This is a genomic window from Mitsuaria chitosanitabida ATCC BAA-476 = NBRC 102408 (assembly GCF_001598255.1).
Lineage (GTDB): Bacteria > Pseudomonadota > Gammaproteobacteria > Burkholderiales > Burkholderiaceae_C > Roseateles > Roseateles chitosanitabidus.
Map to the genome: position 1 here is coordinate 25,687 of NZ_BCYP01000042.1, position 22,744 is coordinate 48,430.

22 protein-coding genes are annotated in these 22,744 nt (G+C 69.9%); 11 read left to right on the forward strand and 11 right to left on the reverse strand.

Annotated elements, in window-relative coordinates; all coding sequences use genetic code 11:
- Window positions 1-149 precede the first annotated feature (149 nt).
- From lptA to MCHT01_RS27955, 6 genes are all read left to right on the forward strand, one after another.
- A complete protein-coding gene (gene lptA, locus MCHT01_RS24460; RefSeq protein ID WP_067070104.1) occupies window positions 150-770 on the forward strand; it encodes a lipopolysaccharide transport periplasmic protein LptA in 621 nt (206 codons plus the stop codon).
- On the forward strand, window positions 767-1,534 hold the full coding sequence (gene lptB / locus MCHT01_RS24465) for an LPS export ABC transporter ATP-binding protein (RefSeq protein WP_067070106.1): 768 nt from the start codon (window positions 767-769) through the stop codon (window positions 1,532-1,534). Before lptA ends, lptB begins: the two co-directional genes overlap by 4 nt.
- Window positions 1,535-1,549: 15 nt before the next feature.
- Window positions 1,550-3,022: an RNA polymerase factor sigma-54 gene (locus MCHT01_RS24470; protein ID WP_067070109.1), complete on the forward strand. Its 1,473-nt coding sequence runs from the start codon at window positions 1,550-1,552 to the stop codon at window positions 3,020-3,022.
- 183 nt (window positions 3,023-3,205) lie between these two features.
- The gene (locus MCHT01_RS24475; protein ID WP_067070112.1) at window positions 3,206-4,483 is read left to right on the forward strand and encodes a THUMP domain-containing class I SAM-dependent RNA methyltransferase; all 1,278 of its coding nucleotides are present in this window, start codon (window positions 3,206-3,208) and stop codon (window positions 4,481-4,483) included.
- 78 nt (window positions 4,484-4,561) lie between these two features.
- Window positions 4,562-4,816 (forward strand): hypothetical protein, encoded by a 255-nt coding sequence (locus MCHT01_RS24480; protein WP_067070115.1) that lies wholly within the window; start codon window positions 4,562-4,564, stop codon window positions 4,814-4,816.
- On the forward strand, window positions 4,813-5,133 hold the full coding sequence (locus MCHT01_RS27955; protein ID WP_067070118.1) for a type II toxin-antitoxin system RelE/ParE family toxin: 321 nt from the start codon (window positions 4,813-4,815) through the stop codon (window positions 5,131-5,133). Before MCHT01_RS24480 ends, MCHT01_RS27955 begins: the two co-directional genes overlap by 4 nt.
- Window positions 5,134-5,146: 13 nt before the next feature.
- Here the strand turns inward: MCHT01_RS27955 and MCHT01_RS24490 are convergent, their stop codons facing one another.
- The 9 genes from MCHT01_RS24490 to MCHT01_RS24530 form a co-directional block, all read right to left on the reverse strand.
- Window positions 5,147-5,902 (reverse strand): 16S rRNA (uracil(1498)-N(3))-methyltransferase, encoded by a 756-nt coding sequence (locus MCHT01_RS24490; protein ID WP_084453323.1) that lies wholly within the window; start codon window positions 5,900-5,902, stop codon window positions 5,147-5,149.
- Window positions 5,903-5,905: 3 nt separating this feature from the next.
- The gene (locus MCHT01_RS24495; protein ID WP_067070121.1) at window positions 5,906-6,463 is read right to left on the reverse strand and encodes an NADPH-dependent FMN reductase; all 558 of its coding nucleotides are present in this window, start codon (window positions 6,461-6,463) and stop codon (window positions 5,906-5,908) included.
- A gap of 72 nt (window positions 6,464-6,535) precedes the next feature.
- On the reverse strand, window positions 6,536-7,090 hold the full coding sequence (locus MCHT01_RS24500) for a hypothetical protein (protein WP_067070123.1): 555 nt from the start codon (window positions 7,088-7,090) through the stop codon (window positions 6,536-6,538).
- An 85-nt stretch (window positions 7,091-7,175) separates the two neighbouring features.
- Window positions 7,176-8,849, reverse strand: a complete 1,674-nt coding sequence (locus tag MCHT01_RS24505; RefSeq protein WP_067070126.1) for a long-chain-fatty-acid--CoA ligase — start codon at window positions 8,847-8,849, stop codon at window positions 7,176-7,178.
- 121 nt (window positions 8,850-8,970) lie between these two features.
- On the reverse strand, window positions 8,971-11,082 hold the full coding sequence (locus MCHT01_RS24510; protein ID WP_148661706.1) for a sensor histidine kinase: 2,112 nt from the start codon (window positions 11,080-11,082) through the stop codon (window positions 8,971-8,973).
- Between the two features lie 201 nt (window positions 11,083-11,283).
- Window positions 11,284-12,606, reverse strand: a complete 1,323-nt coding sequence (locus MCHT01_RS27905; RefSeq protein WP_169806203.1) for a hypothetical protein — start codon at window positions 12,604-12,606, stop codon at window positions 11,284-11,286.
- A 719-nt stretch (window positions 12,607-13,325) separates the two neighbouring features.
- Window positions 13,326-14,747 carry an NAD(P)(+) transhydrogenase (Re/Si-specific) subunit beta gene (locus tag MCHT01_RS24520; protein ID WP_067070134.1) on the reverse strand — a complete coding sequence of 474 codons (1,422 nt, stop codon included), beginning with the start codon at window positions 14,745-14,747 and terminating at the stop codon, window positions 13,326-13,328.
- Window positions 14,748-14,751: 4 nt separating this feature from the next.
- Window positions 14,752-15,096, reverse strand: coding sequence for an NAD(P) transhydrogenase subunit alpha part 2 (locus MCHT01_RS24525; protein ID WP_067070137.1), 345 nt, complete (start codon window positions 15,094-15,096; stop codon window positions 14,752-14,754).
- 67 nt (window positions 15,097-15,163) lie between these two features.
- Complete coding sequence (locus MCHT01_RS24530; protein WP_067070140.1) at window positions 15,164-16,282, reverse strand: Re/Si-specific NAD(P)(+) transhydrogenase subunit alpha; 1,119 nt, start codon at window positions 16,280-16,282, stop codon at window positions 15,164-15,166.
- Between the two features lie 187 nt (window positions 16,283-16,469).
- On the opposite strand from MCHT01_RS24530, the gene MCHT01_RS25890 reads away from it, so the two are divergent.
- Together MCHT01_RS25890 and MCHT01_RS24535 are read left to right on the forward strand one after the other, a co-directional pair.
- The gene (locus tag MCHT01_RS25890; RefSeq protein ID WP_218017945.1) at window positions 16,470-16,967 is read left to right on the forward strand and encodes a hypothetical protein; all 498 of its coding nucleotides are present in this window, start codon (window positions 16,470-16,472) and stop codon (window positions 16,965-16,967) included.
- Between the two features lie 219 nt (window positions 16,968-17,186).
- Complete coding sequence (locus MCHT01_RS24535) at window positions 17,187-17,681, forward strand: NUDIX hydrolase (RefSeq protein WP_067070143.1); 495 nt, start codon at window positions 17,187-17,189, stop codon at window positions 17,679-17,681.
- Window positions 17,682-17,770: 89 nt separating this feature from the next.
- Here the strand turns inward: MCHT01_RS24535 and MCHT01_RS24540 are convergent, their stop codons facing one another.
- Window positions 17,771-18,649 (reverse strand): response regulator, encoded by an 879-nt coding sequence (locus MCHT01_RS24540; RefSeq protein WP_067070145.1) that lies wholly within the window; start codon window positions 18,647-18,649, stop codon window positions 17,771-17,773.
- A gap of 193 nt (window positions 18,650-18,842) precedes the next feature.
- Between MCHT01_RS24540 and mnmA the strand changes: the two genes are divergently transcribed.
- The 3 genes from mnmA to MCHT01_RS24555 all read left to right on the forward strand — a co-directional run bounded on the left by mnmA (window position 18,843) and on the right by MCHT01_RS24555 (window position 22,132).
- Window positions 18,843-19,982 carry a tRNA 2-thiouridine(34) synthase MnmA gene (mnmA, locus tag MCHT01_RS24545; RefSeq protein WP_067070148.1) on the forward strand — a complete coding sequence of 380 codons (1,140 nt, stop codon included), beginning with the start codon at window positions 18,843-18,845 and terminating at the stop codon, window positions 19,980-19,982.
- Window positions 19,983-20,177: 195 nt separating this feature from the next.
- Window positions 20,178-21,434: a sensor histidine kinase gene (locus MCHT01_RS24550; RefSeq protein ID WP_067070151.1), complete on the forward strand. Its 1,257-nt coding sequence runs from the start codon at window positions 20,178-20,180 to the stop codon at window positions 21,432-21,434.
- A 50-nt stretch (window positions 21,435-21,484) separates the two neighbouring features.
- Window positions 21,485-22,132 (forward strand): response regulator, encoded by a 648-nt coding sequence (locus MCHT01_RS24555; RefSeq protein WP_067070153.1) that lies wholly within the window; start codon window positions 21,485-21,487, stop codon window positions 22,130-22,132.
- A gap of 116 nt (window positions 22,133-22,248) precedes the next feature.
- Here the strand turns inward: MCHT01_RS24555 and MCHT01_RS24560 are convergent, their stop codons facing one another.
- Complete coding sequence (locus MCHT01_RS24560; RefSeq protein WP_067070156.1) at window positions 22,249-22,710, reverse strand: DUF2059 domain-containing protein; 462 nt, start codon at window positions 22,708-22,710, stop codon at window positions 22,249-22,251.
- Between the last annotated feature and the right edge of the window lie 34 nt (window positions 22,711-22,744).

Consider the following 22,744-nt stretch of genomic DNA (forward strand, 5'->3'; position numbering starts at 1 on the left):
CGGGGCGCCGGAGGGCCCGCGCTCCCCACCACGGAAGGCAACTTTCCACAAGTGCGAAGCCTGTCCCCCGTTGGCGCGGGGGGAGCTCCTGCACCCCGTGGATGGCGTGGCTAGAATGGCCTGCAAGTTTTGTGCCGTCAGGATTCCCCATGCCGCTTCGTCGCCCTCTTCTGCTGTGCAGCGTCCTCGCGCTGGCCCTGCTGTCCCCGTGGGCGCAGGCGGCCAAGGATGACCGCAACAAGCCGTTGAACCTGGTCTTCGACCGGGAAGGCGCGATCGACAAGGTCAAGCAGCGCTCCGAGTTCAACGGCAACGTGATCCTGACCAAGGGCTCCATGGTCCTGCGCGCCGAGCGCATGGACGTGCAGGAGACGGCCGACGGCTACTACCAGGCCTACGCCAACGGCAACACCGGCAAGCAGGTCCAGTTCAAGCAGGACCGCGACACCCCGGGCGAGCGCATCGAGGGCCGCGCCGACCAGATCGAGTACGACACCCGCAGCGAGACCATCCGCCTGGTCGGCAACGCCGAGGCGCGGATCATGCAAGGCGACCAGCTCAAGCAGGCGCTGTCGGGCGCGACGCTGAACTATGACAACCGCACCGAGCGCCTGGTGGTCGAGACCGGCGCCGGCTCCCCGCACCCGAGCGGCCGCGGCCGCGTCGTGCTGATGCCCCGCAACGCCGCCAGCGAGCCGCTGCCCGCCAGCAGCGCCCCGCTGCCCCTGCGGCCCAGCATCAACCTGACGCCGCGTCAGACCCCGCAATGAGCCAAACCCGCGTGAACACCGCCGCCAGCCGCCTGCAGGCCTGGGGGCTGCAGAAGACTTACGGCGTGCGCAAGGTGGTCAAGAACGTCCACCTGGACCTGCACAGCGGCGAGGTCGTGGGCCTGCTGGGCCCCAACGGCGCCGGCAAGACGACCAGCTTCTACATGATCGTGGGCCTGGTCCGGGCCGATGCCGGCGAGATCCAGATCGACGGCCAGCCGGTGCAGGACCTCCCCATCCATCAGCGCTCGCGCCTGGGCCTGAGCTACCTGCCGCAGGAAGCGTCCATCTTCCGCAAGCTCAACGTCGAGGAGAACATCCGCGCCGTGCTGGAGCTGCAGCTCGACGAGAAGGGCAAGTCCTGGTCGTCGTCGCGCATCGACGCGGAACTGGACAAGCTGCTCAACGAGCTCTCCATCGAGAAGCTGCGCGACACGCCGGCCCCGGCGCTGTCGGGCGGCGAGCGCCGGCGCGTCGAGATCGCGCGCGCGCTGGCCACGCAGCCGCGCTTCATCCTGCTGGACGAGCCTTTCGCCGGCGTGGACCCGATCGCGGTGCTGGAGATCCAGCGGATCATCCGCTTCCTGAAGCAGCGCGGCATCGGCGTGCTGATCACCGATCACAACGTGCGCGAGACGCTGGGCATCTGCGATCGCGCCTACATCATCAGCGAGGGGGCGGTGCTCGCCGAAGGCACGCCCCAGCACATCGTCGAGCATCAGGACGTGCGCAGGGTCTACCTCGGCGAACACTTCAAGATGTAAGGGCCGGGAGTCGACATGAGGCCGACGCTACAGGTACGCCTGTCCCAGCATCTTGCGCTGACGCCTCAGCTGCAGCAGTCCATCCGTCTGCTGCAGCTGTCGACGCTGGAGCTCCACCAGGAGGTGGAGCAGATGCTCGCCAGCAATCCGCTGCTGGAGACGGACGAGGAGTTCGACGCTCCGCTGCCCGCCTCGACGCAGGAACGCCTGACCGAGCGCGAGGAACGCGAGGAACGCGTCGCGCAGAGCGACTCGGAATCGACCACCGGCGACGCGCCGGCCGGCGACGAGATGCGGGCCGAGGAGTTCGGCACCACCGAGCGCGACGACTGGGAGAACGGCACCGAGGGCGACGACTTCGACGGCATCCGCGACACCGAATCGCCCGACGAATCGCTGCAGGACGTGCTGCGCGGTCAGATGCCGGGCATGACGCTGGGCGAGCTGGACCGCGCGGCGCTGCTGGCGCTGATCGAGTCGCTCAACGAGGACGGCTATCTGGAGGACCCGCTCGAGGAGCTGGTCGCCGCCATCCTGGGCGAGGAAGCCGACGAGGAGCAGCGCGAGGAGCTGCTGGACCGCTTCAAGGTGGCGCTCAAGTGGCTGCAGTCGATGGAGCCCGCCGGCGTCGGCGCGCGCGACCTGGGCGAGTGCCTGGAGTTGCAGCTGCGCGTGCTGCCGCGCTCGCCCGAGCAGGCCCTGGCCATCGTGATCTGCCGCCGCCATCTGGAGCTGCTGGCCAAGCGCGACTGGCGACGGATGATGTCGCTCACCGGCGCGGACGAGGAGCTGCTGCGCGAGGCGCAATCGCTGATCGCCGGCCTGGAGCCCAAGCCCGGCCGCCGCTACGCGCGCAGCGAGAACCGCCCCGTGGTGCCCGACGTGATCGTGCAGAAGGCGGGGCGCAACTTCCGCGTGATGATCAATCCGGATGTGCTGCCCAAGCTGCGCATCAACGACCTGTACGCGCAGGCGCTGCGCGCGACGCGCGGGGGCGTGAGCAACTCGCCGCTGGGCGGGCAGCTGCAGGAGGCGCGCTGGTTCATCAAGAACATCCAGCAGCGCTTCGACACCATCCAGCGCGTCAGCGAGGCCATCGTCGAGCGCCAGCGCGGCTTCTTCACGCATGGCGAGCTGGCGATGAAGCCGCTGGTGCTGCGCGAGATCGCCGACGAACTAGGGCTGCACGAGTCCACCATCTCCCGCGTCACGACGGCCAAGTACATGGCGACGCCGTGGGGGACCTTCGAGCTGAAGTACTTCTTCGGTTCGAGCCTGTCGACCGAGGCCGGCGGCAACGCGTCGAGCACGGCGGTGCGGGCGCTGATCAAGCAGTTCATCGCTGCCGAGGACGCGACGAGCCCGCTGTCCGACAGCCAGCTCTCGACGATGCTGGGCGAGCAGGGCATCACCGTCGCCCGCCGCACCGTCGCCAAGTACCGCGAGGCGCTCAAGCTCGCTCCGGCGAATCTGCGCAAGACGCGCTGAGGTCACGCCCGACGCGGACGCCAGACCACGCCCGCTCCCGCCAGTGGGAGCTGCCGTCTTGCCCCCTCTTCCGCTGCGCGGGAGAGGGCGGGGGTGAGGGCCGTCGATCCGTCTGAGACCGTCAGTGGGACAATCCCCGCTCGATCCCCCGGCGCTTCCGCGCCCGCACACCCCGCCCACACGATGTCCGAGTCCGCCTACCACCTGTTCCTGCCCTGCGCCGCCGGCGTCGAAGACTGGCTGGAGGACGAGGTCCGGCGCATCCTGGGCCCGGACGAATGCCTCGAGGGCCCCAAGGCCTTCCGCGGCGGCGTCGGCCTGTACGGCACGCTGGGCGCGGTCATGCGGCTCAACCTGCACAGCCGCCTCGCGCAGCGCGTGCTGATCGAGGTCGCCCGCGAGGAGTACCAGCACGAGGACGACATCTACGCGATCGCCCGCACCGTGGACTGGACCCGGTGGATCACCCCTCGCCAGACGCTGCGCGTGGACACCACCGCGCAACGCTCCCCGCTGCACAGCCTGAACTTCGCGACGCTGCGCGTGAAGGACGCCGTCTGCGACGTGCTGCGCGAGGACTCCGGCGAGCGTCCCAGCGTGGACACGCGCTGGCCCGATCTCCCGCTGCAGCTGCACCTGACGGAGTACCTCGCGACGGTCTACGTCGACAGTTCCGGCGAATCGCTGTTCAAGCGCGGCTGGCGCGAGGACAAGGGCGACGCGCCGCTGAAGGAGACGCTGGCCGCGGCGATGCTGGCGGCCGCGGGCTGGAAGGGCACGCGGGCCGAAGGCGGCGCGCTGCTGGACCCGTGCTGCGGCTCCGGCACCATCCCGGTGGAGGCGGCCACCATCGCCTGCAACATCGCCCCCGGCATCCAGCGCCGCTTCGCCTTCGAGAAGCTGCGCCCCTTCCAGTCGCAGCTGCCCGCGTGGCGCGCGATGAAGGACGAGGCCCGCGCCGCCGAGCGCCCCTCCGAGGTCCCGATCTTCGCGAGCGACGTGTCGTTCCGGATGGTCGACTTCGCGCGCCGCAATGCCGAGCGCGCCGGCGTGGCCCAGTACATCCAGTTCAACGGCGGCGACGCGCTGGAACGCCCGGCGCCGCAGCTGCCCGACGACGTGCCCGGCACGCTGATGCTGAACCCGCCTTACGGCGAGCGCATCGAGGTGCGCGGCAAGGCCGGCACGCACCGCATGGACGGTGGCGCGCTGTCGGAGGAACGCGATGCCGGCGACGACTTCTTCCCGCGCCTGTCGGCGCATTGGAAGCGCGCGTACACGCAGCACCCGGCGGGTTGGACCGCCTGGCTGCTGTGTCCCGAGATGAAGCTGCCGAGCAAGATGCGGCTGAAGGAATCGCGCCGCATCCCGATGTGGAACGGCCCGATCGAATGCCGGCTGTTCCGCTTCGACCTGGTGGCGGGCTCGGCGCGCAAGCCGAGCGCTGACAAGGACGAATAGCTTCGAACAACCCGCCCCTCCTTGGAGGGGATGGGGTCACCCCCGACGATGCGATTTCTTTCCGATGGGAGGGCCGAGATGATTCATGCAGACCTGGGACCCGAACTGGAGGCCGTCGTGCTGAATCTGATCGAGAACGGAACGTATTCGTCGCGGGCGCAAGTGCTGCGCGAGAGCGAGGAGTTGCGGGGCTGGCGAGAGGCGCAAGTCAGCGAGTTCACCGACCTGCTGGAGCGTCGTCTGACGACGCCATCCTCCGCCTACATCCCAGTGGATGAGGCATTCGATCGACTGTATCGTGAGCTCGGCATCCAAGGCGGTGGCATCGAATGAAGGTCAGCCTCCACCCGGAGGCATGGGCGGATTTGCGGTCGATACACCAATACATCGCGGCAAGGAACAGGCGACGCGCGGACTCGTTCATTGGCGAGTTGCGCGCGAAGATCGCCAGCTTGAGTCGCATGGGTGAGTCATACCCCTTGCTCCAAGGCTTCCAGAGCAGCGGGCTTCGACGATGCACGCACGGCAGCTACCGGATCTTCTTTCGCGTCCTCGATGGCGACGCCGTCGAAGTCACTCACGTGATGCACACCTCGCGAGACCACACACCACTGCTGGCGGCCTGGAGCCGCCCGGCGGATCGACCATGAATCTGCGCCCGGACTAGCACTCGCCCAGCGCCAACCACCCCAGCACCGCCAACGGCGCCGTGTCCGCTCGCAGGATCCGCGGACCGAGCTTCGCGGCATGGAAGCCGCGGGCACGGGCGGACTGTTCCTCGGCCTCGCTGAGGCCTCCCTCGGGTCCGCTGAGGACCACGACACGATTCGACTCGCCAGAGGACGCCGTCAGCACCGACAGGGGCTGCGCGGCGACCGGGCTCAGCAGCCAGCGCTGCTCGCCAGCATCGGTCTGAGCGTCCGCATCGAGTTCCGCCAACCAGGCGCTCAAGGTCTTCACCGCCGCGACCTGCAGCGGCTTCGCGCGGCCGCATTGCTCCGCCGCCGCGATCGCCACGCCCTGCCAGTGCGCGCGCTTCTTCTCCGCGCGCTCGCCGCTGAGCCTGAGCACCGAGCGCTCGCTCATCAGCGGCTGGATCGCCACGGCGCCCAGCTCGCAGGCCTTCTCGACGATGCCGTCCATCCGGTCGTTGGCCGGCATCACCACCGCCAGCGTCACCGCGCGCCGCAGCTCGCGGTCCACGGCCTGACGCGACTTCAGCGCGACCCGCACCTCGCTGCGGCCCATCGCGGTGACCTCGGCGGTCCATTCATCGCCGCTGCCGTCGAAGAGCGTGACCGCCTCCCCCGGCTGCAGCCGCAGCACCTGCACGTGACGCGCCGCGCCCGGCGGGAGCGCCAGATCGTCGCCCTCGCCCGAGGTGGCCAGCGCCACCTCGACAAACAGTCGAACCGCCAACCTTCACTCCTTGTGCTTGCGCACCCAGCTCGCGAAGGCGACCATGACCTTGCGCAGGAAGGCTTCGGTCTCCGGCTTGGCGATGCCGCCCTCGGCGGTGAACATCTCGCCCGCGCCGCCCAGGTAGACCTCGGGCGAGGGCAGCAGCGGCGTGTTCAGGCAGGCCAGCACCTGGCGCAGATGGTGGTGGGCGCCGAAACCGCCCAGCGCGCCGGGGGACAGCGTGATCACCGCGGCCGGCTTGCCGTCGAAGGCGTTGTGGCCGTACGGGCGCGAGCCCACGTCCAGTGCGTTCTTCAGCGCGCCGGGGATCGAGCGGTTGTATTCCGGGCTGACGAACAGCACCGCGTCCGAGCCCTTGACGGCCTCGCGGAACTTGACCCAGGCGGCGGGCGGCTCGGCCGCGTCGTCCTCGTTGTAGAAGGGCAGGTCGCCGATCTCGACGATCTGCAGCTGCAGCTCGGCCGGGGCCAGCTGCGCCAGCGCGAGCGCCAGCTTGCGGTTGTAGGAGGCCTTGCGCAGGCTGCCGACCAGCACCGCGACGCGATAGGAAGTGGACATGAGTTCCCCAACGATGGATGACGAACGGGCCGCGACCCCGGTCAGGAGGCCGCAGGCCGCCGCGATCCGAGGTCAGTGAAAGCCCAGTGTCGCACGCAGTTCGTGGGCCGCGGCGTCGCCCTTGCTCGCGCGCACGCGATCGATGATGTCCAGCGCCAGCGTCTGCAGCTGCTGCAGGTCGGCGCACTGCTCGACCTCCAGCGTCAGCTTGTAGCCCTTGAGCAGACCCTGCCCCTTGGCGAAGGCGGACAGCGCCGTGTACAGCTGGGAGAAGTCCAGCGTCGAGGTGGGCGTGCCCGCCAGCCGCGAGGGCGCGGGCTTGGACGCCGAGGCCCCCGAGATCCGGGACGACGGCCCGGCGGCCGACGATCCCGCGCCGATCGGCGTCGCGATCGCGCCCATCGGTCGCGACAGCGGCGCGCCGGCGGTGACCTGCACCAGCCGGTGCTGCAGCAACAGTTCCAGATCCGCGGGAGTCGCGCCCTGCACCAGCCCCAGCCAATCGCCGCCGGACTTCCCGGCATCGATCACCAGCAGCAGGTTGCGGGCGACGCGCGCCTGCACCAGCGCGCGCGACTTGATCTCCGCTCGTCCGGCCTCGGTCTTTTCGTAGCGTTCTTCGAGCACGGCCTTGCCTCCTCCAGGGGGCGAAGCTTAGGCCGTCACGGGCGCGATGCGCCCGGGCAGATTCCCGCGGAACGGTGACGAAAGGCTACTTCTTGTCGCGCAATTCACGCCGCAGGACCTTGCCGACCGGCGTCTTGGGCAGCTCGTTGCGGAACTCGATGATGCGCGGACGCTTGTAGCCGGTGAGGTTGGCCTCGCAGTAGGCCTTCACGTCGGCCTCGGTCAGCGCCGGGTTCTTGCGCACGATGACGACCTTCACCGTCTCGCCCGCCTTCTCGTCCGGCACGCCCACCGCGGCGCATTCCAGCACGCCCGGCATCAGCGTCAGCACGTCCTCGATCTCGTTCGGATAGACGTTGAAGCCGCTGACCAGGATCATGTCCTTCTTGCGGTCGACGATGCGGAAGTAGCCGCGCTCGTCCACCGTGCCGACGTCGCCGGTGCGGAAGAAGCCGTCCGGCGTCATGACCTTGGCGGTCTCGTCCGGGCGCTGCCAGTAGCCGGCCATCACCTGCGGGCCGCGGATCGCGATCTCGCCGGGGCTGCCCGCCGGGACCTCGTTGCCGTCGTCGTCCAGCAGCTTGACCTCGGTGCCGGGCAGCGGCAGGCCGATCGAGCCCGTGTAGGCGGTGCTGTCGGTCGGGTTGCAGCAGGCCACGGGAGAGGTCTCGGACAGGCCGTAGCCCTCGACGATGGGGCAGCCGGTCTTGTCCAGCCACAGCTTGGCGGTGGCCTGCTGCACGGCCATGCCGCCGCCGACCGAGATCACCAGGCCGCTCCAGTCCACCGATCCGAATTCCGGGTGGTGCGCCATCGCCATGAACAGCGTGTTCACCGCCGGGAAGCTGTGCACCTTGTGGTGGCTCAGCTCCTTGAACACGGCGGGCAGGTCACGCGGATTGGGGATCAGCACGTTGCAGCCGCCCACCCGCATCGACAGCATCAGATTCGTGGTGAATCCGAAGATGTGATACAGCGGCAGCGCGCAGACGCTCATGAGCTGCTCGCCGGCCGGGATCTTCTTGAGCGCCGGCTGGTACCAGGCCTCGCACTGCAGCGTGTTGGCCACCAGGTTGCGATGCAGCAGCACCGCGCCCTTGGAGACGCCGGTCGTGCCGCCGGTGTACTGCAGCACCGCGATGTCGTTGGGACCGGTCTGCGGCCGGGTGTAGGTGAGCGAGCGGCCCTTGGCCAGCGCGTCGTTGAAGCGCACGGCGCCGGGCAGCTCGAAGGCCGGCACCAGCTTCTTGACCTTGCGAACCACGTAGTTGATGACCAGGCCCTTGGCGAAGCCCATCATGTCGCCCATCGCGGCCAGCACGATGTGCTTGGTCGGGACGTGGCCGATCACCTGCTGCAGCGTGGCCGCGAAGTTCTCGATGATGACGATCGCCTTGGCGCCGGAATCCTTGAGCTGGTGCTCCAGCTCCCGCGGCGTGTACAGCGGATTGACGTTGACCACCACGTAGCCCGCGCGCAGCACGGCCGCGACGGCGACGGGGTACTGGGGGACGTTGGGCATCATCAGCGCGACGCGGTCGCCCTTCTCGAGTCCCAGGCCCTGCAGGTAGGCGGCCATCGCGCGCGAGGCCTCGTCGATCTGCGCGAAGCTGACGGACCGACCCAGCATCTTGTAGGCCGGCCGCTCCGGAAACTGCTTGAACGCCGTTTCCATCAGCTCGACCAGCGAGGGATGGACATCCGCATTGATCGCGGCAGGCACCCCCGCCGGATAGTGCTTCAGCCAGCTTTTCTCCATTGTTCTGTCTCCAAGGTATCGGCGCGGATTCTCGCCGATCGCCATGCGCCCCCCATCAGGGGATTCGATAGAGCGCACAAAGTGGAGAGATGACTCCAGAACGCATCGGGTAGGCCACGAATCAGCGCAGCGGCAAGGTCAGGACCAGCGCGGTCCCGCCGCGGGCCCCGTCGTGGCGGGGTTCGCGCCAGTCGATGCGGGCGCCGAGCTGCCCGGCGCGGCGGCGCATGCCGCGCAGGCCGTTGCCGGCGCGGCCGGCCGGATCCATGCCGCGGCCGTCGTCGGCGATCAGCAGCTCCACCGCCCGCGCGCCCGGCGGGCCCTCGGCATCGACGACCACGCGGGTCTCGAAGCGCACCCGCGTCGCGCCGGCGTGGTGAATCACGTTGCTCAGCGCCTCCTGCACGATGCGGATCAGCTCGCGGCCGCCGACACCGCGCAGCGCCGGCACCAGCGGGACGTCGGCGAGCTGCCAGTCCAGCGTCAGGCCCGCGTCCTGCAAGCGCGGCGCGAGGCGGTGCCGCAGGTTGGCCAGCAGCAGCGTGAGGTCGCCATCGGTCACCGCCAGCGCGTCGACCGTCAGACGCATCTCCCGGATGCACTCGTCGAGCAGCCCCACCATGGACTCCGAGGCGACGCCGCGTTCCGCGCACAGGCGCGCGGTCACCAGCTGCGAGCCCAGGCCGTCGTGCATCTCCTGCAGCAGCCGCTCGCGCTCCTGCGCGGCGGTGCGCTGGCGCTCGCTGTCCTGGAGTTGCTCCCAGCGAGCCTGCAGCTCGCGGGTGCGCGCGTCGAGCGCCTGCTCCAGCCGCACGCGCGCCATCGCCTCGTCGCGCAGCGAGCCGACGAAGCGACGCTGCAAGGCCACGCCCGCCATCGCGATCAGCGCGCCGTGCCCCACGACGTTGATGTCCACGACGCTCATCTGCCGCGACAGCACCAGCGCGAGCCAGCTCACGTAGAGCCAGACCCACCCCGACAGCGCGACCGCGCAGGCGCCGACCAGCGGAGCGCGCCGTGTCGTGCCCAGCGCGGCGCGTGCGGCCAGCAGCGTCGCGGTGGCCAGCACCACCGCGCGGCTGCCCAGCGCCCACCAGGGCCAGGGGTGGTGGAAGTCGGTCCAGCTCCAGCCCAGGAACGCGGCGGCGCCGTCGATGACGGTGCCGAGCACCAGATAGCCCGCGGCCATCCGTTCCGGCCAGCGCGCGGCGATTCCCGACAAGCGCGCCACCAGGAACAGCAGCAGCGCCTTGGACAGCACGTCCGCCAGGTCCAGCGTCACCCGCCACCACGGCGCCGGGAACAGCGCGCCGTTGAGCAGGTAGGGCGACAAGAGCAGCGCCGTGCAGAGACAGAAGACCCCGGTGACGCCGTAGAGCCATTCCTGCCGCAGGGCCAGCCAGACCATGAGCATGAAGGCGCCGATGACGATCCCGGCGAGCGCCGTCGTGACCCGCGCGACCTGCCAGAAGCGGCGTCCCTCCTGCAGCGTGCGGATCTGCGAGGACGGACCCAGCAGCGGGGCCGACAGCCCGGCGCCTTCGAAGCCAGGCCGCGCCAGGCGCAGGCTCAGGCGGTGATCGCCCGCGGGGAGCAGGGCCGGCGGGATGCTGACCTGCAGGCGGCGGCCCGCCAGCAGCAGACCGCGTTGGGCGAGATCGTCCTCGTCCTCCGCGGCGTAGCCGCTGCCGGGGCTGGAGGTGGCGATCAGCTGCCCATCGAGGTAGACCGTCGCCGACGGTCGATGCTGGATCACCAGCCAGTACGGCGCCTGCGCCGACTGCTCGAGGCGGAAATCGAGCGCGAACCACAGCGGTCCCGGCGCATCCGTGTCGTGGATCTGCACCGGCAGCGCGACCACATGCCCCGGCGCCAGGGACACGGAGGGGGTCGTGGGCGTGGTGGAGGGGAGCGGGGTCGGCGTCGCCGTGGGGTTCAACGGGCGGGACACGACCCGGGGCGGCGCCACGAGCGGGTGGGCCGCCGCATCGGACGCGGCCGAGGTCTCCGGCAACGCGCCGGGGACCTGCGCGGGATCGTGCGCGTCCCCGGGCAGCAGCCGGGCCTCGGCGAGGCGCAGCACTTGCGGCGGCATCGCGGTGCCGTAGTGGCGCGAGAACAGGTGAACGGCCGCCAGCGTCAGCAGCGGCAGCACGATCAACGTCGCCAGCCGCCGAAGCGAAACGGCCGGCTTGGCGGCGCGGCTCTCCATCGACGACGTCAAGACGGCCAAGGCGACGCACTCCCTCGCAACGCGACTGGATGCCGGCCGGTGCCGCTGGCAGGGAGATCCAGGGGCGACGGGCCGGCGGCGGTCGATGCTATGCGATGGGCCCGGCGGGGAGCAACCACTCGGGCCGAGGGGCCCCGCGAGGTCCGACGGGCGGGTCGAGAGATCGCGGGACCGGCGCGTCCCGCGACGGGGCCCTGCCGGTCAGACCGGAAGCACGCCACCCGCGGCAGCTGGATCGAGCGTGAACTTGAAGTGCGCTTGCGGGCTGTAGTTGCCCGCCTGGTCGATCTGGCGAAGGATCACCTCCACCGCGGTATTGGAGGTCCGGTCGTAGAGGGACTGCGGGATCACGTCACCGGAGCCCATGAGCGCGATGTTGCCGAAGCGGTTCGAGCTCAGTTCCCACCGGGCCCCTGCCTCCAGGCCGACGATGCGCAGCGTGCCGTCCGCCGTGATGCCATCGCTGGAACTGCGGCCCGTGTCGTTGACCAGCTCCAGCCGGGGCGCCAATGGCGCCGTGCCGTCGATGGTGAACTCGCGGACGCTGCGCGTCTCGTTGCCGGCGGCATCGGTCACGCGCATCTGCAGGTGATGCAGGCCATCGCCGGGCTGCTCGGAGGTCGGAATGCTCCCCACCGAGGCGGCGGGCTTCCAGTCGATGCCGTTCCAGCTGTACTCGGCGTGGGCGCCGGACTCGACGGCGCCGAAATAGATCGTGCCCGGTTTGGTGAAGGCCACGCTCTCGCCGCCGGCCTGCAATGCCTCCACGCTGATCCCGGGATCGTTGGGCAGGCTCACCCACAGGGCCTTGGGCGGCGTCAGGTCCACGGTGAGCGTCCGTGAGAGCGCGGGCCCGATGTTCCCCGCCAGGTCGGTCTGCCGGAGGAGCACCTCGCGTTCGCCTTCCCCGCCCAGGCGCTCGGCCGACACCCGGGGTCGGTCGGCCTCTTGCCAGGTCGCGCCACCATCGACGCTGTAGCTCAGCGAGCCGCCCGACTCCAGACCCTGGGCGAGCAGCGCGTCGGCTCGACCGAGCAAGGAGGTGCCGCTGGTCGTGGCCACGAGCGGCGCCTGCGGGGCCTGGGTGTCCAGGTCGAAGACCAGCTGCGCGGTCAAGCCATGGTTGCCCGCCCGGTCGATCTGCCGGACCAGGGCCTCCTTGTGTCCGTCCGCGCCGAAGCGATCCCCCGCGATCTCGTGGCCGGTTCCCTCGGACCAGTTGACGCCGCCATCGACGCTGTAGATCCAACGCGCGCCGGTCTCCAAGCCACCGACCCGCACCGTGGCTCGCGCCGTGACGCGGTCGCTGTCGCTCGCGCCGGTATCCATCGCCAGCGTCAGGATGGGGGCGTCCGGCGCGACGATGTCCGGCCGCTCCGGCGTCGGGGTCTCGGGTTTGGGTGGCTCGGGCGTCGGCTCCACGGGCTTCGGCGTTTCCGGCTTGGGATCGCCAGGTGTCGGCGTCTCCGGCTGGGGAGTGACGGGCGTCGGTGTTGCTGGTCCGGGGGTTTCGGGTGTCGGCATCCCGGGGGTCGGCGTCCCGGGGGTCGGCGTCCCGGGGGTCGGCGTCCCGGGGGTCGGCGTCCCGGGCGAAGGTCGTTCGGCCTCCGGAGAGGTCGGCTCCGGTTTCTCTTCGGGCTTGGGCCGGAGTTCCGGTGTCGGCGTCACGCTGGTCGGCGGCTTCGCGTCTCCGGAGCCTCCCGCAACGGCGGCCACCGTGCCCACCGCGGCCGCGCCCCCGATACCGAGCAGGCCGAGCCCGCTGGCCAGCAATGGACTGGAACGATCGTCGCGCGGGGACATGTCCCCCGCGTCAGCGGATTCGGAGTCCAGTGCCGCCGGGGTCCCCGACGCTGGCATCGCCTCTGGGGAGACGGGCTCGATCAGGACCGGAGCCATCGCATCGGCTTCCACCGCTCGCACTGCCTCGGCAAGGGGCTGTCCTTCGGCATCCAAGCGCCTTCGCCTCATGCCGGGCGCCACGCTGGACGAGGGCGGATGCTCGGGGGCGGTGCCGGGCTGGGAGAGAAACGGGAGCTGCGAGCGATCGGACATCATGAGTGGTCTGCGAAAGGAAGACCCGCCAGTCTCCGCAGGACCTCGCCATGACGCATCAACTCAAGTACGTGCACCTCGTTGTCGCCATTCACCCTTCTTGAGATTCACGTCCCTCGAATGAGCAGGTGGCCTGTCGTCCGATCAGCGACGACGGAGGCACGTCCGGCCCCGGGCGACGGTCGTGTTCACTCGACCGCCTTCACCATGTCCTCCACGACCTTCTTCGCGTCGCCGAAGACCATCATGGTCTTGTCCATGTAGAAGAGCTCGTTGTCCAGGCCCGCGTAGCCGGCCGCCATCGAGCGCTTGTTCACGATCACCGTGCGCGCCTTGTAGGCCTCCAGGATGGGCATGCCGTAGATGGGGCTGCCCTTCTGCAGCGCGGCGGGGTTCACCACGTCGTTGGCGCCCAGGATGATGGCCACGTCGGTCTGACCGAACTCGGCGTTGATGTCCTCCATCTCGTGGACCTGGTCGTAGGGGACCTCGGCCTCGGCCAGCAGCACGTTCATGTGGCCGGGCATGCGGCCGGCGACCGGATGGATGGCGTAGCGCACGGTCACGCCGCGCTCGATCAGCTTCTGCGCCAGCTCCTTGACCGCGTGCTGGGCGCGCGCCACGGCCAGGCCGTAGCCGGGGACGATGATGACGCTCTCCGCGTTGCCCAGGATGAAGGCGGCGTCGTCGGCGCTGCCGCTCTTGACGTTGCGCTGTTGCGAGGAGGCTGCGGTCGTCGCGCCCTCGGCGCCGAAGCCGCCCAGGATCACGTTGAAGAAGGACCGGTTCATGGCCTTGCACATGATGTAGCTCAGGATCGCGCCCGAGCTGCCCACCAGCGATCCCGCGATGATCAGCATGCTGTTGTTGAGCGAGAAGCCGATGCCCGCCGCCGCCCATCCGGAATAGCTGTTGAGCATGGACACGACCACCGGCATGTCGGCGCCGCCGATCGGGATGATCAGCAGCACGCCCAGCGCGAAGCCCAGCGCGGTGATGAGGATGAAGTCGGTCCAGCTCTGCGAGTGCCAGAAGCCGAAGACGAAGAAGGCCGCGGCCAGGCCCAGCGCCAGGTTCAGCCAATGCTGGCCGGCGAAGGTCACTGGCGCGCCCTGGAAGAGCCGGAACTTGTACTTGCCGCTGAGCTTGCCGAAGGCGATCACGGAACCGGAGAAGGTCACCGCGCCGATGAAGCAGCCCAGCGAGAGCTCGATGCGATTGCCGCCCGGGATGGGGTCGCCGAGGACGGCGATGCCGAAGGCATGGGGCTCCGCGACCGCCGCGACGGCGATGCACACCGCGGCCAGGCCGATCATGCTGTGCATGAAGGCGACCAGCTCCGGCATCTTGGTCATCTCCACGCGCTGGGCCATGACGGTGCCGATGCCGCCGCCAACGACCAGCCCGCCCAGCACGTAGCCCAGCCCCAGCGTCTGGCCGCCGGCCAGCTTGAGGATGAGCGCGCCGGTGGTCAGCACCGCGATGGTCATGCCGGCCATGCCGAAGAGGTTGCCGCGGATGGAGGTGGTCGGGTGCGAGAGCCCCTTGAGCGCCTGGATGAAGCAGACGCTCGCGATCAGGTACAGCAGCGTGACGAGGTTCATCGACATGGGGTCAGTCCTTGCTCTTGGCCGCGGAGGCATCGGTGGCGGGACTGGCGGCGGGCTTGCGCTCCTTCTTCTTGAACATCTCCAGCATGCGGCGCGTGACGAGGAAACCGCCGAAGACGTTGACCGCCGCGAGCGCGACGGCCAGCGTGCCCATGGTCTTTCCCAGCGGGGTGTCGGTGAGCGCGGCGGCGAGCATCGCGCCGACGATGACGATCGCCGAGATCGCGTTGGTCACGGCCATCAACGGCGTGTGCAGCGCGGGCGTGACGGTCCAGACGACGTGGTAGCCGACGTAGATGGCCAGCACGAAGATCGTCAGGTTGATCAGGGTGGGAGAGACGGCGTCCATGCGGAGAGGCTCCTGTGATGCGACGTATCGGTTTCCAGGTGCGCGACGGGTCCGGTCGCGCGCGGGGTCAGGCCTTGCGCAAGACCTGGCCCTCGTGGGCGACGAGGCAGGCGGTGACGATGTCGTCATCGGCGGGCAGGGCGAAGCCGGCCTCCTTCGTCAGCACCAGCTTGAGGAAGTCGAGCAGGTTGCGGGCGTAGAGGGCGGAAGCGTCGGCGGCGACCAGCGCGGGCAGGTTGGTCTCGCCCACCAGCGTGACGCCGTGCTTGCGCACGGTCTGGCCGGGCTCGGTCAGCGGGCAGTTGCCGCCGGCCGGGGCGGCGATGTCGACGATGACGGAGCCGGGTTTCATCGCGCGGACCATCTCCTCGGTGACCAGCACCGGCGCCGGGCGGCCGGGGATGAGCGCGGTGGTGATGACGACGTCCGCCTGCGCGACGCGCTTGGCGACTTCCAGCTGCTGGCGCTGCAGCCAGCTGGGCGGCATCGGGCGGGCGTAGCCGCCGACGCCCTCGGCGGCCTGGCGCTCCTCGTCGGTCTCGAAGGCCACGTCGATGAACTTGGCGCCCAGGGATTCGACCTGCTCCTTCACCGAGGGCCGGACATCGGAGGCCTCGATCACCGCGCCCAGGCGCTTGGCGGTCGCGATCGCCTGCAGGCCGGCGACCCCCACGCCCAGCACGACGACGCGGGCCGCCTTGATGGTGCCGGCGGCAGTCATCAGCATCGGGAACAGGCGCTGGTAATGGAAGGCGGCCAGCATCACCGCCTTGTAGCCGGCCAGGTTGGCCTGGCTGGAGAGCACGTCCATGCTCTGGGCGCGGGTGGTGCGCGGCGCGGCCTCGAGCGCGAAGGCGGTGAGGCGGGCATCGGCCAGGGCTTGCAGGCCGTCGCGGTCGAAGGGGTTGAGCATGCCGACCAGGACGGTGCCGGGCCTGAGCAGGGCCAGCTCCTGCGCGTCGGGCGCGCGGACCTTGAGCACCAGCTCGGCGGCGAAGGCCTGCTCGCGCGGGACGATCTCAGCGCCGGCGGCGGCGTAGGCCTCGTCGGTCACGCTGGCGTTCAGGCCTGCGGATTGCTGGACGCGCAAGGCATGTCCTTGCGCCACCAGCTTCTTGACGGTCTCCGGCGTCGCGGCCACGCGCGCCTCCCCCGCCGCGGTTTCCTGCGGCACTCCGATCAGCATCTGGATTCCCTCGCTCTGAATCAGGGTCGGGCGGAGCTTAGCCGCTGGGACGGGCCGGGCGAGACCCGCACGAGACAGGGGTTTTCACCAAGCGGCAAGCTTCCGGCAAAGCTGTTTCGAGTGGTGAACAACGGTCCTCGCCGGGGGTGAGGATGGCGTTAAATGTGGACTCGAAAGGAGTCAGACCATGATCAAGAAGATTCTCCTCAGCAGTGCGTTGGCTGCGGCCGCGCTGGCGCCGATGGCGTCGCGCGCGGCGGATGTGGGCGTGTCGGTGACCATCGGGGAACCGGGGTTCTACGGAACCATCGACATCGGAAATGTGCGGCCGCAGGTCGTTTATGAGCGGCCCATCCTGGTGGAGCGGGTGCCGCGCCCGCTGCCGGCGGTGTATCTGCGGGTGCCGCCGGGGCATCAGAAGAATTGGGCCAAGCATTGCGCGCGGTACAACGCGTGTGGACGGCCCGTGTATTTCGTGAGGGACGACTGGTATCGCGACGTGTACGCACCGCGCTATCGCGAGGAGCACACGGAGTACCGCTGGCGTCCCGATGGACGCCGGGATTGGGATGACCGTGGCCCTGGACGCGGCCCGGATAGGGATCATGACCGCGGTCGCGGGCATGGACACGGCCGCGACAAGGATCGCGACCGCGATGACGACCATGACCGCGGCCGCCGCTGAGATCGGCGCGGCACGATGAAGAAAACCCCGGCTTGCCGGGGTTTTTGCTTTTGGGGCGCCCGTCGACCCAGGTGTCGGATTCAGGGAACACCTCCTCCAGGGGGGGCGCTGGGCGCCGGGAGCCGTCACCCAACCCCCTCACAATGCGGCCCCGACCCCACATCGAGGTGGCCGGTCCCGCCTCCCGGCGGCGAGCCGAGCCGCCCATCAGGAAGGACCATGACCGAACGATTCAAGCCCAGCGTCACCGTCGCCGCCGTGATCGAGCAGGACGGGCGCTATCTGCTGGTCGAGGAGCTCACCCGCGACGGATTGCTGCTCAACAATCCCGCCGGCCACCTCGAACAGGCCGAATCCCCCATCGACGCCGTCCTGCGCGAAGTCCTCGAGGAAACCGCCCGGCCCTTCACGCCGGACGCCTTCCTCGGCGTCTACATGTCGCGCTTCCTGCGCCCCGACCGCGGCGACGACGTCACCTACGTCCGCCTCGCCTTCACCGGCTCGGTCGGCGATCAGATTCCCGGTCAAGCGTTCGACGAGCCCATCCAGCGCACCCTCTGGATGACGCTCGACGAGATCCGCGCCTCCCGCGACCGTCATCGCAGCCCCCTGGTCCTGCAATGCGTCGAGGACCACGCCGCCGGCCGCCGGCTGCCGCTCGAGTCCCTGGTCAGCCATCCGTCGCTCTACGCGCCGACCGCCTGGCCGCACTGAGGCCCGTCGGCGCGCGCCGCAGTCCGTCCTCGCCCTGAAACGACGACAGGCCCCGCGGGGCCTGTCCGGTGCGTCGCGTCGCGAAGCGCTCAGAGCGTCATTGCCGCGCTCATCGCCTGTTCCATGTGGCGGGGCTGGCGGCGCAGCGCCTCCAGCTCGTTGACCGCGCAGCGCGCCAGCGTGACCAGCGCCTCGCGCTGACGCTCCCGCAGGCGGCGCGGCAGCCGGTCCATCACGCACAAGCTGCCGACCACCTCGCCGCCGTACAACGCCAGCGGCACCGACGCGTAGAAGCGCACATACGGCGCGCCCTGCACCAGCGGATGGTCCGCGAAGCGCGCGTCGTGCCAGGTGTCCGGCACCTCGATCAGCGGCCCCTCGTTGACCACGTGCGAGCAGAAGCCGCGATCGCGCGGCAGCAGCCGCACGCTCAGCCCCGACACGCCGATCAGGCGGTGATCCTCGTGATCCAGCAGGCCGATCGCGGCCATGCCGCTGCCGCTGATGTCGCAGGCCAGATCCGCCAGCTCGTCGAAGGCCTCGTGCACCCGCGACTGCACGTCCAGGCCGTCGACCGCGGCCTGACGCTCGTCCTCGCCCGAGGTCAGCGGGGGCAACCAGCTCCGCAGCAGCGCCAGCACCTCGTCGGTCTGGCGGCTCTTGTCGAAGAAGCCGGAGATGCCGTGCTCCGCGCAGGCGCGCCGCATCTCCTCGTAATAGCTGTTGCTCAGCACGACCACCCGGGCGCCGATGCCGAGCTGGCGCACCGCCCGCAGCACGCGCAGGCCGCTGCCCGGCTGCAGTGCCAAGTCCATCAGCACCACGTCCGGCTGGGTCCGGGCAATCACCTGGATGGCGGACGGCTCGTCCGCCGCCTCCCCCACGACATGCAGCCTGGGTTCGCTCGCCAGCAGGGCCTGCAGTTGCAGGCGCACGGTGCTTGAACTCTCGACGATGACAACGTTCATGACACAACTCCCTTATGGCATCAGTGTCTCCTTCAGGTCCGGCGCCGGGCAGTCAGCGTTCACGGCACCCGCTGTGCGCCTCCGCGTAAACCCGTGTCAGCCATCCCTTACAGCGGGCGCGATGGCCGCCCGCTCGGGCGCCGGTCGCCCCAGGCCGGACAGGTCTTGCCATCCTTTGGGACAATCCCGCCCCATGTCCCCGTCGTCTCTCCCTCCGGGCGCCCTCGCTGGCGGCCCCAAGCAACGCCTCGTCGTCGGCCTGTCCGGCGGCGTCGATTCCGCCGTCTCCGCCTGGCTGCTCAAGCAGGCGGGCCATGAGGTCGTCGGCATCTTCATGAAGAACTGGGAAGACGACGACGACAGCGAGTACTGCTCCTCCAACATCGACTTCGTCGACGCTGCCGCCGTGGCCGACGTCATCGGCATCGAGATCGAGCACGTCAACTTCGCCGCCGAGTACAAGGACCGCGTCTTCGCCGAGTTCCTGCGCGAGTACCAGGCCGGCCGCACGCCCAATCCCGACGTGCTGTGCAACGCCGAGATCAAGTTCAAGGCCTTCCTCGACCACGCCATGCGCCTGGGCGCCGAGAAGATCGCCACCGGCCATTACGCCCGGGTGCGCGACGTCGCCGGCCGCACCCAGCTGCTCAAGGGCCTCGACCCGCTCAAGGACCAGAGCTACTTCCTGCACCGTCTGAACCAGGCCCAGCTGCGCAAGACCGTCTTCCCGGTCGGCGACCTGCCCAAGACCGAGGTCCGCCGCATCGCCGAGGAGATCGGCCTGCCCAACGCCAGGAAGAAGGACTCCACCGGCATCTGCTTCATCGGCGAGCGCCCGTTCCGCGAGTTCCTCAACCGCTACCTGTCCCACCAGCCCGGCCCCATCAAGGACGAGCGCGGCCGCAAGGTCGGCGAGCACGTCGGACTCTCGTTCTACACGCTGGGCCAGCGCCAGGGCCTGGGCATCGGCGGGATCAAGGAGAAGGGCGCCCCGCGCGGCGGTGGCGCGCACGAGCCCTGGTTCGTCGCCCGCAAGGACCTGGAGACCAACACCCTGGTCGTCGTCCAGGGCCACGACCACCCGCTGCTGCTCAGCCGCAGCCTGGTCGCGCAGGACCTGAGCTGGACGGACACGCCGCCCGACTTCGGTGGCTTCGGCGCCAAGACCCGCTACCGCCAGGCCGACGCGGCCTGCGCCCTCACGCCTGGTAGCGGAACCATCCGCCTGGACTTCCCCCAGCCGCAGTGGGCCGTCACGCCGGGCCAGAGCGCCGTGCTCTACGACGGCGAGGTCTGTCTGGGCGGCGGCGTCATTTCCGAGGCGATCGCCTGAGCGCGCGCCGGGCGGGATGCCCGGCACGGCGAGCCTGCAACTCATCCTCCGAATCGGGGTACTCGTCGCATCCGGCGACGGCGAGGGCGATCGGCCCATGACAATGCACACATTCCGGCCAGCAAGTCATGGGGATTTGCTGGCCGGTGTCTTGTGTCCGTCGTGATGCCTGTCACCCGCCTGGAAGCTCCCCCCTTGGATCGCCTGTTAGCCCGCATCGCCCAACCGGCCTTCGTGCTGCGCATCGCCGCCCTGGCGATCTGCCTGCTGGAGCTGGCCTCGGCGATCTGGGGCCTGATGGGCAACCCGACCGAACCCTACGACGGCGTGCTTGCCAGCCTGTACCGCCGCACCGGCGGCGACAGCCACGACGCGCCCTTCGTGCTCGTGTGCCTGGGCCTGGTGATGCTCTTCGCCTGGCACTTCTGGCAGCTGGCGCGGCAACAGCACCTGGACCAGCCGCCGCGCGACGCGCTCGCCCGCGTGCTGCTGCTGGACCTGCTGGCGCTGCTGGTCACGCCCGGACTGCCCTTCCTCGTCACCGTGCTGGCGGCCTTGCTGCTGAACGTGCGGCGCGCCTTTGTCTTCGCGCTGGCGCAGGTGGTGATCAACGTCGCGCTGTACTGGCTGCTGCCCAGCGAGGCGCAGCGCATGGAACAGCTCCAGCCCGACCTGCCCTGGTGGCTGAACACGCTGGGGCTGGCGATCTCGATGGTGGCGCTGCACGGGATGGCCTTCGGGCTGGGCCGGCTGGCCGCGGCGGAGGCCGAGCGCCGCCGTTGGTTCCAGGCCATGCTGGCCGAAAAGCACAGCGGCGAGCGCCTCCAGATGGAGCAGCTGCGCTACGCCGAGCGCATGCACATGGCGCGCGAGCTGCACGACGTGATGGGCCACCACCTGACCGCGCTCAACCTGCACCTGCAGCTGAGCGAGGCCCTGCTCCAGCGCCACGACGAGGCCGGCGCCGCGCAGGCCGTGGAGAAGGCCAAGCTGGGCGCGGCGGGGCTGCTGGCGGAAGTCCGCGCGGCGGTGTCGCGCGAGCGCGAGAGCCAGCGCATCAACCTCGAGACGGCGCTGCGCACCTTGGCCGACGGCATCGCCAGCACGCAGATCGAGCTGGCGCTGGATCCGGTGGCGCAAGACCTGACCCCGCGCTGCGCGCATGCGTTGCTGCGCTGCGTGCAGGAGGCGGTGACCAACGCGGTGCGCCACGCCGGCGCGACCCGCGTGAAGGTCAGCCTGTGCACGGTGGACGCCGATGGCGGCGTGTCGACGAGCGGCACGCAGGTCCAGGTGCGGGTTGACGACAATGGCCGGGGCACGCGCAAGCTGCGCGAGGGCAACGGCTTGAAGGGCATGCAGGAGCGCATGGCCGAACTGGGCGGGACGATGCAGGTGCTGCGGCATCACCCCGGCTTTCTGATCGAACTGAACTGCCCCCGGCGCGCATGACGGCGCCGATCATTCGGCGGCGCCCGCGGGGCGGCCGTCAAGGAGACGAGATGAGCGACAACACGATCAAGCTGCTGCTGGTGGAAGACCAGCAACTGGTGCGCGAAGGTCTGAAGGGCCTGCTGGCGCTGCATGAGGACATCCGCCTGATCGGCGAGGCCTCGGACGGCGCGGAGGCGCTGGAGCTGCTGGCGCGCGAGCAGCCCGACGTGATCCTGTCGGACATGCGCATGCCGCGGCTGGACGGCATCGGGCTGATCCGGGCGCTGGCGGCGCGGGCGCTGAAGATCCCGGTGGTGCTGCTGACCACCTTCGACGACACGTCCGCCTTCGACGAGGCGGTGCGGGCGGGGGCGCGGGGCTTCCTGCTCAAGGCCATCAGTCCGGACACGCTGGTGCAGGCGCTGCGCGACGTGGTGGGCGGATCGACCGCCCTGCGGCCGCTGCTGACCGAGCGCATGGAGCGCGCCCCGGTGGAGCGCGCCTTCGCCGCGACGCCCGAGCCCGAGCCGCTCAGCCCCAAGGAGCTGCAGGTGCTGCGCCTGGTGGCCAGCGGTCGCAGCAACACCGAGATCGCCGCCCTGCTGGGCAACAGCGAGGGCGTCATCAAGAACCACTGCTCCGCGGTGTTCGCGAAGATGGGCGTGCGGGATCGCACGCAGGCCGTGCTGCGCGCGATCGATCTGGGCTGGATCTGATCCGCCCGCATCCGACCCGACGGGATCCGGTCGATCGCTCCGCCCTCACGAGCGGCTGAAGTCGAACTCCCTCGCCCACGAAGTGGGAGAGGGCGGGGGAGAGGGTCTTCGGGCTCTCAGATCCAGAGGTCGTAGTCCTGCAGGGCGCGGATGCGGCGCTCCACCGACAGGAAGTGGGCGGCGCCGACTTCACCGACGGCCTTGACCACGCGCGGGTGGTACTTCTTGTAGAGCTTCTGCTCCGCGTCCACGTAGCCCAGGTAGCCACGCGAGAAGTACTTCGACTGCGCGTTGGTGGGCTTGTCGCCGACGCCCACGAATTCCACCGACATGCGGGTGAACTGGCGGTTCAGGACCGACAGCTCGCGCTCGTAGGCCTCGTAGATCGGCAGGAAACGCTTGGTCTGGGCCTCGTCCAGCTGCATGGCCTTGAGCACGACCGCCTTGCGGTCGGCGCGCACGGCGTCGCGCAGGGTCTGCGCCTGGGCGGCGTCGGGCACCGGCGCGGGGTCGGCGAAAGCCGGCAGCGCGGCGGTCAAGGACAGGCACAGCGCGGACAGCGCGGCGAACTTCTTCATAACTCTTCCCTCGTGAACCGGCCGGACAGCGACC